Genomic DNA, 13,852 nt, shown 5'->3' with positions numbered 1-13,852 from the left:
TAAAATCCAGTAAAGTAAAGCCTTTTGATATTTTATTACGGATGATGCTGAGAAAAATTGCGTTTCCATCTTGTGAGGCAATTTGAATTCTGTCATACGTAATTAGGACAGCAATGCTGTCCAATTAAATGCTGATGCAAACGGAAGCGGCACAACGCTCTCCGAAAAGTTTCAGAAAGAGGCGCCGTACTGGCAGGAAATAGCCTGGCGGTAACAGGCGCCCCGACTGCGACAGGAGGAATTCTAGTGCGCCATTGTCTGGTGGGCTGAGTGCCGTCTGTCCAAGCCTGATGAGAATAAGGCGCTAAACATCGTTCCTCGCACCGGCTCTGCCGCTTGCCCGGAACTTCGTCCAACGCCTTTTCGACAAGGCTTCCATATATCTAGAGCAACGGCGGGATGGTTGTCACATCATCTCGGTATATACTGATCGCGCGCCTCATGATGAGGGCCAAACGGAGGGAATGACGATGACGCATTTGACGCCATCTGTATTGAATGTGGTTTCTCACAACGTACAGAACGGAACGGTCAAAGCTGCAACGACCGCTCCCAACCGAACGACGCGAAAAGCGAATGCGGCGGGCACACCGCCCGCCCAAGGTCTCTATGATCCACGCAATGAGCATGATGCGTGCGGTGTTGGCTTTATTGCGCACATGAAGGGCAAGAAGTCGCATCAGGTCGTGGAAAATGGCCTCAAGATGCTTGAAAACCTCACCCATCGTGGTGCGGTTGGCTCCGACCCTCTGATGGGCGATGGCGCCGGTATTCTGGTGCAGATCCCCGATCGCTTTTTCCGTGAGGAAATGGCGCGTCAGGGCATCGATCTGCCGCAGCCGGGCCACTATGCCGTGGGCTATCTCTTCATGCCGCGCGATGAGACATTGCGCGCGCATTTCGAAGAAATCGTCAAGGAAGTCATTGCTGCCGAAGGCCAGACTTTCATCGGCTTTCGTCAAGTGCCGGTTGATAACTCTTCGCTGTCCAAGGCTCCCGATATTGCTGCAACCGAGCCGTTTCACGTTCAGGTTTTCGTTGGCCGCAGCGCGACGATTGAAACCGACGATGAATTTGAACGCCGCCTCTTTGTGCTGCGCAAGGTCATTTCCAATCGCATTTATCAGGAAAACGATGGCGACGATAAAGGCTTCTATATTGTCTCCATGTCGGCACGCACCATCGTCTATAAGGGCATGTTTCTGGCCTATCAGGTAGGAAGCTATTATAATGACCTGAAAGACCCGCGCTTTGAAAGTGCTGTGGCGCTCGTGCATCAGCGCTTTTCAACCAACACGTTCCCATCCTGGCGTCTTGCGCATCCGTACCGTATGGTCGCGCATAATGGCGAAATCAACACGCTGCGCGGCAACGTCAACTGGATGGCTGCTCGTCAGGCATCGGTCGATTCGGAACTGTTCGGCAACGACATTTCCAAGCTGTGGCCGATCTCCTATGAAGGCCAGTCGGATACGGCCTGCTTCGACAATGCGCTCGAATTCCTGCATCAGGGTGGTTATAGCCTTGCGCACGCCATGATGATGCTGATCCCGGAAGCATGGTCGGGCAACAAGCTGATGTCCGATGAACGTCGCGCGTTCTACGAATATCATGCAGCCCTCATGGAGCCATGGGATGGTCCTGCGGCTGTTGCCTTCACCGATGGTCGTCAGATTGGCGCAACGCTTGACCGTAACGGCTTGCGTCCGGCGCGTTATATTGTGACCGACGATGATTTCGTCATTCTGGCTTCGGAAGCAGGTGTTCTGCCTGTCGAAGAAAAGAAGGTCGTCAAGAAGTGGCGTCTTCAGCCGGGACGTATGCTGCTTATCGATATGGAAGAAGGTCGTATTGTCTCGGATGAGGAAATCAAGTCCCAGATCGCGCAGAAGCATCCATATAAGCAGTGGTTGGCAAACACACAGCTCATTCTGGAAGACCTCAACCCGGTTGAACCACGTGCGCTGCGCAAGGATGTGAGCCTGCTCGACCGTCAGCAGTCGTTTGGCTACAGTCAGGAAGACACCAGGATTCTGATGTCGCCAATGGCCACGACCGGTCAGGAAGCCATCGGTTCGATGGGTACGGATACGCCGATTTCGGCCATGTCGGACAAGTCGAAGCTGCTTTACACCTATTTCAAGCAGAACTTCGCACAGGTCACCAATCCGCCGATTGATCCGATCCGTGAAGAGCTGGTGATGAGCCTTGTCTCTTTCATTGGCCCGCGCCCGAACATTTTCGATCTTGTTGGCACCTCGCGCCGCAAGCGTCTGGAAGTGCGTCAGCCGATCCTGACCAATGGCGATCTCGAAAAGATCCGCTCCATTGGTCATACGGAAGATCGCTTCGACACCAAGACACTCGACATTACCTATAATGTCGGGGAAGGCGCTGCGGGAATGCAGGGTGCAATCGAGCGCCTGTGTGATCGTGCAGAAGCGGCCGTTCATGGCGGCTACAACATCGTCATCCTGTCGGATCGACAGGTTGGGCCGGACCGCATTCCGATCCCGGCGCTCTTGGCAACGGCTGCGGTTCACCATCACCTGATCCGCAAGGGTCTGCGTACATCGGTCGGTCTGGTTGTTGAATCGGGTGAGCCGCGCGAAGTGCATCATTTTGCCTGCCTTGCAGGCTATGGTGCGGAAGCAATCAACCCGTATCTCGCTTTCGACACGCTGCTCGACATGCATCGTCGTCGTGAGTTCCCACCGGAAGTCGATGAACATGAAGTGGTCAAGCGCTACATCAAGTCAATCGGCAAGGGCATTCTCAAGGTCATGTCCAAGATGGGCATCTCGACGTATCAGTCCTATTGCGGGGCGCAGATTTTTGATGCGGTCGGCCTTCAGACGAGCTTTGTCGATCAGTTTTTCTTCGGCACGGCAACGAGCATTGAAGGCGTTGGCCTTGATGAAATCGCGGAAGAAACCGTGCGTCGTCACACCGATGCGTTCGGCAACGATCCGGTTCTGCTGACGGCACTCGAAGTCGGTGGCGAATATGCCTACCGTATGCGTGGTGAAGCACATCTCTGGTCGCCGGATGCGGTTGCGAAATTGCAGCATGCCGTTCGCACCTCGAACCCGGATACGTTCACAGAATATACGTCGATGCTCGACTCGAAGGCGGCACAGGCAAAGACTATTCGCGGTCTGTTCGATATTCGCTTTGCGGACACAAATGGACGCAAGCCGGTTTCGATTGACGAGGTGGAATCCGCTGCCGATATCGTCAAGCGCTTTTCGACGGGTGCGATGTCCTTCGGTTCGATCTCGCGTGAAGCCCATACGACGCTCGCACGTGCAATGAACACCATTGGCGGCAAGTCGAACACGGGTGAGGGCGGCGAGGAGCCGGATCGATTCTATCCGTTGCCGGATGGCACGCCGAATCCTGAACGCTCTGCAATCAAGCAGGTGGCATCAGGCCGCTTTGGTGTGACGACCGAGTATCTGGTCAATTCCGATCTCATTCAGATCAAGGTCGCACAGGGCGCAAAGCCGGGTGAGGGTGGTCAGTTGCCGGGCCATAAGGTCGATGCAACCATTGCCAAGACTCGTCACTCGACGCCGGGTGTTGGTCTCATTTCGCCTCCACCACACCATGACATTTATTCGATCGAAGATCTGGCACAGCTCATTTACGATCTGAAAAATGTCAATCCGGTAGCCGATATTTCGGTTAAGCTGGTGTCAGAAGTGGGCGTTGGTACGGTTGCGGCGGGTGTCGCGAAAGCACGTGCTGATCATATCACCGTCTCGGGCTATGATGGCGGCACGGGAGCGTCTCCGCTCACCTCTTTGAAGCATGCCGGTTCGCCATGGGAAATTGGCCTTGCCGAAACCCATCAGACGCTGGTGTTGAACGGTCTTCGTTCGCGTATCGCGTTGCAGGTCGATGGCGGCCTTCGCACTGGTCGTGACGTGATCATCGGCGCGTTGCTCGGTGCTGACGAGTTCGGTTTCTCGACCGCGCCGCTGATTGCTGCCGGCTGCATCATGATGCGCAAGTGCCACCTCAACACCTGCCCTGTAGGCGTCGCCACGCAGGATCCTGTTCTGCGCAAGCGCTTCAAGGGCACGCCTGAGCATGTCATCAACTTCTTCTTCTATCTGGCGGAAGAAGTGCGCGCCTTGCTGGCAGAAATGGGCTTCACCAAGCTTGAACAGATCATCGGCGAAACCGACCTGCTCGAAAAGCAGACTATGATCGATCACTGGAAGGCCAAGGGTCTCGACTTCAGTCGTATTTTCTACAAGCCGGAGGCGGAGAAGCACGAAATCTACTGGACCGAACGTCAGCATCATCCGATTGAAGATATTCTGGATCGCAAGCTGATTGCTGAGGCTATGCCTGCGCTGGAAAACAAAACACCGGTCAAGATCAATGTCGACATCAAGAATGTGGATCGTTCAGCAGGTGCTATGCTTTCCGGTGAAGTGGCAAAGCGTTTCCGCCACAAGGGGCTACCGGAAGACACCATCGCCGTTACGCTACGCGGTACGGCTGGCCAGTCTTTCGGCGCGTTCCTGGCCCGCGGCATTTCGTTCGAGCTGATCGGCGATGGCAATGATTATGTCGGTAAGGGTCTTTCAGGTGGTCGCATTGTCATCCGCCCGCCGGAGGATACGCGTATCGTCGCTGAAGATTCCATCATCGTCGGCAATACCGTGCTTTACGGCGCGCTTGAAGGCGAATGTTACTTCCGCGGTGTTGCAGGCGAGCGTTTTGCCGTACGCAACTCCGGCGCTGTCACGGTTGTTGAAGGCGTGGGCGACCACGGCTGCGAATATATGACGGGTGGGGTTGTTGTGGTCATCGGGCAGACAGGCCGTAACTTCGCAGCAGGTATGTCAGGCGGCGTCGCCTATGTGCTTGATGAGGAAGGCGACTTTGCACAGCGCTGCAACATGGCGATGGTCGAGCTGGAACCGGTACCGGAAGAGGATGACATGCTCGAAAAGCTGCATCATCACGGTGGCGATCTGATGCACAAGGGTCGTGTTGATGTATCGGCAAACATGACGCGCCACGACGAAGAACGTCTGGTGCAGCTGATTGCCAACCATCTGCATTACACGGGATCTACGCGTGCCAAGGACATTCTCGATAACTGGGAGAGCTATCGCCCGAAATTCGTGAAGGTCATGCCGGTCGAATATCGTCGCGCTCTGGAAGAGATGGAGCGCATGCAGACCGGTGTTGCAGCGGAATAATTATCATCAAACGCGGTGCTCGTGCGCCTGAAATGGCGAATGGCACCGCGATAGGAGCATAGAATGGGTAAGGTTACTGGTTTTCTTGAGATCGACCGGCAGGTGGCAAAGTACCAGCCGGCATCTGATCGTATTCGTCACTTTCGTGAATTCACCCTCCAGATGACGGATGGTGAAGTGCAGAAGCAGGCGGCGCGTTGCATGGATTGCGGCATTCCGTTCTGCCATGGCCCGACAGGCTGTCCTGTGCACAATCAGATCCCCGACTGGAACGATCTCGTCTATAACGACAACTGGGACCAGGCGATCCGCAACCTGCATCTGACCAACAATTTTCCCGAGTTTACAGGTCGGGTTTGCCCGGCTCCTTGCGAGGAAGCCTGCACGTTGAACCTTGAGGACGCACCTGTTGCGATCAAGACGGTTGAACAGGCGCTTGGCGACAAGGCTTATGAGCTGGGGCTTATCGTGTCACAGCCTTCGGCGCAAAAGACTGGAAAATCGGTGGCGGTCATTGGTTCAGGTCCGGCAGGTCTTGCGGCTGCACAGCAGCTGGCACGTGCGGGTCACATGGTCGATGTCTATGAACGCGAAAGCCGTCCGGGCGGTCTGCTGCGTTATGGTATTCCTGATTTCAAGATGGAAAAGCATCTCATCGACCGTCGTGTTGCGCAGATGGAAGGTGAGGGCGTCCGCTTCCTGTGCGGTGTGAATATCGGTGTAGACAAGCCACTGCGCGGTTTGCTCGATACGTATGATGCCGTACTTTATGCGGGCGGTTCGGAAAAGCCGCGTCCAGCCGGTATTCCCGGTGCAGAGCTTGAAGGCGTGCATGATGCCATGCCTTATCTGGTTCAGCAGAACCGTCGTGTTGGCCGCGAAAACATTGAATCGGTTGCCTGGCATGAAGCGCCGATCCTCGCCGGTGGCAAGCATATTGTTGTTGTTGGCGGCGGTGACACGGCATCTGACTGCGTTGGTACGGCTTTCCGTCAGGGGGCGGTCAACGTCACCCAGCTCGACATTCGCCCGCAGCCGCCTGAAAGAGAAGATAAGCTGAGCGTCTGGCCTTATTGGGCTACGAAGATGCGGACGTCTTCCAGTCAGGCTGAGGGCGCAAACCGCGAGTTTCAGGTCGCCACACTTGAATTCATCGGCGAAGACGGCAAGCTTACGCATGTGAAATGCTGTCAGGTCGATGACAAGCGCAAGCCGATTGCCGGAACGGAGTTCTTCATCAAGGCTGATCTTGCGTTCATCGCTATTGGCTTTTTCGGCCCGGCAGAAAACAGCGTGCTCAAGGAGCTGGGAGATAAGCTTGAAATTGCAACGGATCGTCGCGGTGGTACATCGGTGAAAGCCAATGAGAAGGATTACCGCACCAATGTCGATAAGCTCTATGCAGCAGGTGATGTGCGCCGTGGTCAGTCGCTGGTTGTCTGGGCAATTCGTGAAGGCCGTCAGGCAGCCCATGCAATTGACGCTGATTTGATGGGAAGCTCGGTTTTACCGCGTTAGAGCGCGTTTCGGTTTGATTGGATCAGATCCGCGCTCTAGCATTCCAATGAAAAGCCCGGCTCAAAGCCGGGCTTTTTGTACGTTTATCTTGGTCCGAAAACTGTTTTCCATTTTTTGGATGCGCGTTAGCTTTTCTGGCGATTTTTGTGAATTGCCAGATAGACAATACCCAGGAATACAAACCACACAGGCGTTATTTTCAGAGCGACAGCCGTATCCGGTTCCTGTGCCAGCGCCCAAAGGATGAAGGCGAAGAAGCCAAAGACCATGGCAACGGCAGCGCGGCCACCGGGCATCTTGAATGTTGACTTCTCATGCAGATCAGGCTGTTTGCGGCGATATTGAAGATAAGATGCCAGAATGATCGACCAGATGAAGATGAAGAGAAGTGCGGAAATCGTCGTGACGATGGTGAAGGCTTCTATGATGCTCTGGCCTGCATAAAGCAGAACAACGCCCGTCAGCAGGAAGATACAAGAGAAGAACAGCGCATTCACGGGGACTTTACGGCTGTTGAGCTTTCCGAGGGTTTGCGGTGCGAGGCGTGACGTTGCCAGACCATAGATCATGCGCGAGGTCGAGTAGATGCCCGAATTGGCGCTCGATGTGGCCGAAGTCAGCACGACGAAGTTTATAACGTGAGCTGCAATGCCAAGGCCTGCCAGCGAGAACATGGCAACGAACGGGCTGGAGTTTGGATCAACCTGGTCCCATGGGATCACGGTGACGATGACGAACAGGGCGCCTACGTAGAAAAGCACGACGCGGATCGGGATCGAGTTGATGGCTTTTGGCAGATTGCGCACTGGGTCCTTGGTTTCCGCAGCAGCAGTGCCGACCAGTTCGATGCCGACGAAGGCGAAAACCGCGATTTGGAAGCCAGCAACGAAGCCGAGGAAACCATTGGGGAAGAACCCGCCATGGTTCCACAGGTGCGCGACCGATGCCTGGCTTCCATTCGGAAGCGTAAAACCGGTTGAAAGCATGTACACGCCAGCAATGATTAGCCCGACAATGGCGACGATCTTGATGAGGGCGAACCAGAATTCAATTTCACCAAAATTGCGCACGGTTGGCAGATTGAGCGCCAGAAGCGTGAAAATCAGACCGAGTGCCGGTATCCAAAGCGCAAGTTCCGGGAACCAGAACGAGACATAGCCCGAAACAGCAACCACGTCGGCCACACCGGTCACAATCCAGCAAAGCCAGTAGGTCCAGCCGGTGAAGAACTGCGCCCACGGACCGAGATAGTCGCCCGCGAAATCAGCAAATGAACGATATTCGAGATTGGACAGAAGGATTTCACCCAGCGCACGCATCACAAAGAACAGCATAAAGCCGATGATCGCATAGACCAGCAAAATCGATGGTCCAGCGAGCGATATGGTTTTGCCCGAACCCATGAAAAGGCCGGTGCCGATTGCACCACCGATGGCGATCAGCTGAAGATGTCGATTGGATAGGTTGCGTGCAAGATGGGTTTCCTCCTCCCGATGTGGATCGACAGAAGGCTTTGATGCGATGTTCATTCAAACGCCTCTTGTGGTTGGCCGACGCTGACAACGACCTCGCTCATGCGGGGAAGAGCGTCTTTCCGCTCTGCCGCTTCAGGCAGACGGGCCTTCTGATAGACGATACGAGTGCTTCTGTGAACAGCGCGGAATGTAACAATTGGCATCATATTCAATAGAGAAAGACGCTGCTGGACAACAAGCTAGCAGCTCAATCGTACCATCAGGAAAGAAATTTTAGGGATTTCCGCTCTTTTGTGGCCAAGAAAAATCGTCTGCCCGTCCGGGTGAAGGCTTGCGCGTATTCCACGCTGGGCGCACAGTTTCTGGACGCGCGACGATGTTGCCGCCGAGTAGAACGCCACTCTCATCCTTGTCAACGTCCCGAATGCTGACAGGCGCAACGCGATCAACCGGCTTGGACGGATCTTGTGCGCCCGCGTCGGGCAGAGGCCGGTCTTCTTCCTTTGCTCCGTCGAGATAGGCGCGGAGCGGCTTTTCTGCATAGAAAGCGAGTTTGCGCTTGCCCGCCGAAGTAATGTTGATGCCGTCATTGCCACGCAGACGCGCGGTCTGACCATTAATATCGAAACCTGTCTGGGTAAAGTTGCCATCTTCATCGACGAAACCATCCCAGACATCGGCAAACTTTCCGCCCGCCTTTTCAGTGGCGCTACGATAGATTTCATTGAGCGCTAACATATCCTGTGACATGCCTTTCGGGCGGAATGGCAGTTGCCCGATCCAAATCAGCGGAAAATGCTTGTCATTGATCACCTTGATGAAAGTGGCGACGCGCTTTTGATATTCTTCGTTCCATTCCGGTGACCGAAGCGGCAGGCTCGCGCCCTTCTCGGTGATCGCCTGCCTGTCGTTGGAGCCGATCATCACTACGACAGCAGCCGGTTTTTCCTCGTCCAGTATCTTGCCGATGTTGTCGGGCCAATCAAAATGGTCGTTACGCACAAAGCCGGAGGAGCCGTTTATCCGGGTTATGACCTGAAGGTCGGGGTCGGATGCAAAAGCGACGTCGAGACCTTCGGCAAGGCCGTTGCCGATGAAATCACCGACGACCAGAATCTTCTTTGCATCCGGCTTTTTCTCCACGATTTCAACAGCGGGGCTCGCTGTCGGTGGCGGTGCGGGGCGTGAAGCGGGAGAACTTGCTTTGGAACGCTTTGCCTTCGGCCGAGCGCGCTGTGGTGCGGGCTGCTGATATTGGCGTTGCGGCTGCACTTGCCGCGAGCCGAACAAGAGATCGAAAAGTGTGCGCGGACGTTCTTGTGCGGAGGCTGTAGCAATGCCTGAAAATAGCATCGCTAACACAGCCAGCATAATGCCCGCAGGCTTCAGCAACCGTCTCACAATCCGACTTTCACGCATCCCTCTTGCCTTCTTGGCTGGTGAGCTCGGTTAGGCGAAAAACGAAACGGGTCGCACTGCTGTTCAAGTGCGCCCATTCAATCAATCCGATAGTTTCGTCCTATAGTCTAACGACGTCGCAGAACCGACAGAACTTCCTTGCTTGGATGACCATCCGGTTGAAGTCCGTTGCGCTGCTGGAAGGCTTCGATAGCGGCGCGGGAGGTGGAGCCGATCTTGCCATCGATATTGCCGTCATAATAGCCGAGTGCCTTTAGATGTGTCTGCAACTCCTGCTTCTCGTCCATGGTAATTGGCGTGAACGGGCGGTTCCAGTCTTGGCGCAATCCCTGATAGCCGCCGATCCGATCGGCAAGCAGGCCAACGGCAAGGGCGTATTTGTCGGCGTTGTTATAACGCTTCAAGACAAAGAAGTTCTTCGTCATCAGGAAGGCAGGCCCTTGACGGCCATCCGGCACCTTCAGCGTAGCCTTTTCGCCAGGATCAGGGAAAGCGCGTCCGTTGGCGCGTATCAGACCAATCTTCTGCCACTCGGCGATCGAAAGCGAACCCGAAGGGAACTTGCGCCCTTGCGGCAGGACAACCTCATAGCCCCAGGTACGGCCTGGCTGCCAGCCATTGCGATGCAGAAGATTTGCGGCTGTACCAAGCGCATCGGGAATAGAGTTCCAAATGTCGCGCTTGCCGTTACCATCGATGTCGACGGCATAGGCCTGATAACTGGTGGGGATAAATTGCGTGTGGCCGAGCGCGCCAGCCCAAGAGCCGGAAAGATGACCTCGATCAATGTCGCCGGTCTGGAGTATTTTCATTGCGGCAATGAGCTGTGTGCGGCCGTATTTGGCGCGGCGCTTGTCTGCATAGGCAAGGGTTGCCAGCGAGCGCACTGCATCGCGCATCACGTCATCGCGCTTGAGAATTTCGCCGTAATTGCTTTCCATCGACCAAATGGCGAGAAGAATATTGCGGTCCACCGAGAAACGCTGCTCGATGCGCTTAAGCCATGGACCCCATTTGCGGGCCATGTTCTGGCCGACCGAGACGGAGTGCTCGTTGACGCGGTTATCGACATAGTTCCAGACCGGTTCGGTGAATTCGGGCTGATAGCGTGCTTTCTGCAGTACGACCGGGTCTGGCGCATCCACGCCGCGAAACGCGTGGTCGAAAGTGGATGGTGAAACACCTGCTTTTATGGCGACAGGGCGAAAACTGGCAACCCATTGGCGAAACTGCGCGTCAGCCAGTGCTGAACCGGCCGTCAGCGTTGAGGCGAGCACGACTATCGCAACCGTTGCGGCTGTTTTCAGCTTCATCGTCTGGCCCACCGTGAATGGAAATCGCAGCATTCTGTGTTTCCCTTCTGCAATCAAATTTAGCCGATACCGGCGCGTTTTCCTTCGACCTGGATTCTGCTTGCCCCGGATTGCATTAACCAATTAATAACATCCGGTGTGGAAGTTGAGCCAGCAGAAAATCCCGGATCGAACCGTCGAAGGTTCAAATTAGAACCTGTCGGTTAGCAATTGGTTTACCATCGCTCGCTCGGTTTAAAATTTGCCCGAAGTTTCGAAAAATTTTTGAATCAAGCAACATTAAGGTCGGGTCACTGAATGTGATGGGACTGGCCAGGTAATTTCGTCGTTCTTTAATGAAAAGGCCTTATTTGAAATTCAGTCGGTTCAATGCTTTGATAGCAAACCTGAAATAGTGAAATCGAGGAGAGGAATGAGTTCGATCCGAAAAATTCGCAAGGCCGTATTCCCTGTCGCAGGTCTTGGCACCCGCTTCCTGCCCGCCACCAAATCAATTCCAAAAGAAATGCTGACGGTCGTCGACAAGCCCGTCATCCAGTATGTGGTCGATGAGGCACGCGAAGCTGGTATCGAACATCTGATTTTCGTCACCGGACGCAACAAAGCGGTCATCGAAGACTATTTCGATGCGCAGGTTGAGCTCTATTCCACGCTCGCCGAGCGCGGCAAAACGGCGGAACTGGAGCATCTTCAGGATATCCAGCCGCAGCCGGGAACGACCAGCTTCACCCGCCAGCAGGTACCGCTCGGCCTCGGCCATGCGGTGTGGTGCGCCCGCGAGCTCGTTGGTGACGAGCCGTTCGCTCTCCTGCTCCCGGATATGGTCATGCAGTCCAAGAAGGGCTGTTTGAAGGAGATGGTCGAACTTTATGAACGGACCGGTGGCAACGTCATCGCCGTACAGGAATGCGACCCGGAAGAAGCGCATAAATACGGCATCGTCGGCAAGGGGGAAGCCATCGGCAGCGGTTTCGAGATCACGCAGATGGTGGAAAAGCCCGCCAAGGGCACGGCGCCTTCCAATCTCTACATCAATGGTCGCTACATTCTGCAGCCGGAAATCTTTGAACTGTTAAGCAAACAGGAAAAGGGCGCGGGCAATGAAATTCAGCTTACCGATGCAATGCTGAAGCTGGCCGATGCCCAGAAATTCTTCGGCTTCAATTATCAGGGCCTGACATTCGATTGTGGCTCGAAAGCCGGTTTCATTGAAGCCAATGTTGCCTTCGCGCTGTGGCGCAACGATATTCGTCCTTCGGTAGAGGGGTCTATTGGCAATCTGTTGAATACCATCAAACCTGCCTGACAGAACCGATCTGATCCCTGATAGCGCCCCCTGGAAAGGGGGCGTTTTTTATAGCGGCGCGAAAGATTTCCGTGAAACTTGCTGTATTTGACAATGACAATAGGTCTTTGAACCAGTAGGTCCCTCTCAAGAAGTACGAAAAATTTTTCGGGTGCAATAGATCAAACCGTTTCCTCCCCACATAAGGAATAAAGCATGCAGGAATTCCAGCAGACGTTGGGTGCAGGCGCGCTCATCTCGATAGCGGTTGGCGCAGTCCTATTATTGCTTTTGCTCATCATTCGATTTCGTGTCCATGCGTTTGTGGCGCTTGTGATCGTCAGCCTTCTGACGGCGCTGGCGACAGGCATTCCGGCGGGAAATATTCTGACGACAATCACTTCCGCCTTCGGATCAACCCTTGGTGGGGTCGCGCTGTTGGTCGGCCTTGGAGCGATGCTGGGACGTATGCTTGAAACATCCGGCGGCGCGCAGGCGCTTGCCGACGATCTCATCCGGCGGTTCGGTGAAGAACGCGCGCCCATGGCACTGGGTATCGCATCGCTCATCTTCGGCTTTCCGATCTTTTTCGATGCAGGGCTGGTTGTGATGCTTCCCGTGGTTTTCACCGTTGCGCGGCGCCTAAAGGGAAGTTTGCTTCTCTACGGTATTCCAGTCGTCGCAGCTTTTTCGTTGATGCATGTTTTCGTCCCTCCGCATCCGGGACCAGTCGCAGCATCTGAGCTTCTGGGTGCTGATGTAGGTTTGCTTATTCTCGTCGGGATTGTGGTCGTCATACCTGTCTGGTTTATTGCCGGGCACTTGTTCGGCGCGTGGATTGGCCAGCGGATCAATCTCCCTATCCCTGACAGTTTTGATGCCGGGAAAAAGGCAGAAGAGGCCGTAAACCCTCCAAGTGCCGGCCTGGTCATATTGCTCCTTCTGCTGCCGCTGGTCCTCATCTTCGTCAATACGGGTCTCGATTTTGCCCGCGCGCAAGGTTGGGTGGACGCCAACGCCAACTGGTATCAGTTGGCGCGAATGATCGGATCAACGCCAGTCGCTCTTCTGATTTCGGTGTTGGTGGCATCCTATGTTCTGGGGCTGCGGCGCGGCAGAGACCGTGCCAGTGTTGAACGCATTCTCGATTCGGCGCTCGGGCCCGTATGTTCCATCATTCTGATTACGGGCGCGGGCGGCATGTTTGGCGGGGTCCTGCGTGCCTCCGGCATTGGTGACGCCCTGTCAAATGCATTTGCCGATACCGGACTGCCCGTCATCGTGGCAGGCTTTTTGATCTCTACCATTCTGCGTGTTGCGCAGGGATCGGCAACGGTGGCGCTGATAACGGCTGCGGGGCTTATTCAACCTGCCGTTCAGGCTGCCGGTTATAACGAACTTCAGGTTTCGGCAGTGGTGATCGCACTTGCGGCGGGATCGGTCATGCTTTCCCATGTCAACGATTCCGGCTTCTGGCTCGTTGGCCGCTTCTTCAACATGGATGTCAAAACAACGCTGAAAACCTGGACTGTTCTGGAAACCCTTATCGGTCTTCTTGGGTTCGGGATTGCGTGTATCCTGTTCTGGCTCGCTTAAACTCACGACAATTCGGCATTCAAA

7 protein-coding genes are annotated in these 13,852 nt (G+C 54.9%); 4 read left to right on the top strand and 3 right to left on the bottom strand.

Annotated elements, in window-relative coordinates; translation table 11 throughout:
• Positions 1-470: 470 nt before the first annotated feature.
• Both gltB and FJQ48_RS18795 read left to right on the top strand, forming a co-directional pair.
• On the top strand, positions 471-5,222 hold the full coding sequence (gltB, locus tag FJQ48_RS18800; protein ID WP_139976478.1) for a glutamate synthase large subunit: 4,752 nt from the start codon (positions 471-473) through the stop codon (positions 5,220-5,222).
• A gap of 63 nt (positions 5,223-5,285) precedes the next feature.
• Complete coding sequence (locus FJQ48_RS18795) at positions 5,286-6,740, top strand: glutamate synthase subunit beta (RefSeq protein WP_139976477.1); 1,455 nt, start codon at positions 5,286-5,288, stop codon at positions 6,738-6,740.
• Positions 6,741-6,865: 125 nt separating this feature from the next.
• Here the strand turns inward: FJQ48_RS18795 and FJQ48_RS18790 are convergent, their stop codons facing one another.
• The 3 genes from FJQ48_RS18790 to FJQ48_RS18780 form a co-directional block, all read right to left on the bottom strand.
• Positions 6,866-8,269, bottom strand: coding sequence for an amino acid permease (locus tag FJQ48_RS18790; protein ID WP_139976476.1), 1,404 nt, complete (start codon positions 8,267-8,269; stop codon positions 6,866-6,868).
• A gap of 219 nt (positions 8,270-8,488) precedes the next feature.
• A complete protein-coding gene (locus FJQ48_RS18785) occupies positions 8,489-9,634 on the bottom strand; it encodes a DUF459 domain-containing protein (protein ID WP_139976475.1) in 1,146 nt (381 codons plus the stop codon).
• 107 nt (positions 9,635-9,741) lie between these two features.
• Positions 9,742-10,980 (bottom strand): lytic murein transglycosylase, encoded by a 1,239-nt coding sequence (locus FJQ48_RS18780; protein ID WP_139976474.1) that lies wholly within the window; start codon positions 10,978-10,980, stop codon positions 9,742-9,744.
• Positions 10,981-11,359: 379 nt separating this feature from the next.
• Between FJQ48_RS18780 and galU the strand changes: the two genes are divergently transcribed.
• Together galU and FJQ48_RS18770 are read left to right on the top strand one after the other, a co-directional pair.
• On the top strand, positions 11,360-12,253 hold the full coding sequence (gene galU / locus FJQ48_RS18775; protein ID WP_139976473.1) for a UTP--glucose-1-phosphate uridylyltransferase GalU: 894 nt from the start codon (positions 11,360-11,362) through the stop codon (positions 12,251-12,253).
• Between the two features lie 195 nt (positions 12,254-12,448).
• Complete coding sequence (locus tag FJQ48_RS18770; protein WP_139976472.1) at positions 12,449-13,828, top strand: gluconate:H+ symporter; 1,380 nt, start codon at positions 12,449-12,451, stop codon at positions 13,826-13,828.
• Positions 13,829-13,852 lie beyond the last annotated feature (24 nt).

The organism is Ochrobactrum sp. CGA5, from assembly GCF_006345815.1.
GTDB lineage: Bacteria > Pseudomonadota > Alphaproteobacteria > Rhizobiales > Rhizobiaceae > Brucella.
This window is presented reverse-complemented; position numbering and strand designations above follow the sequence as displayed.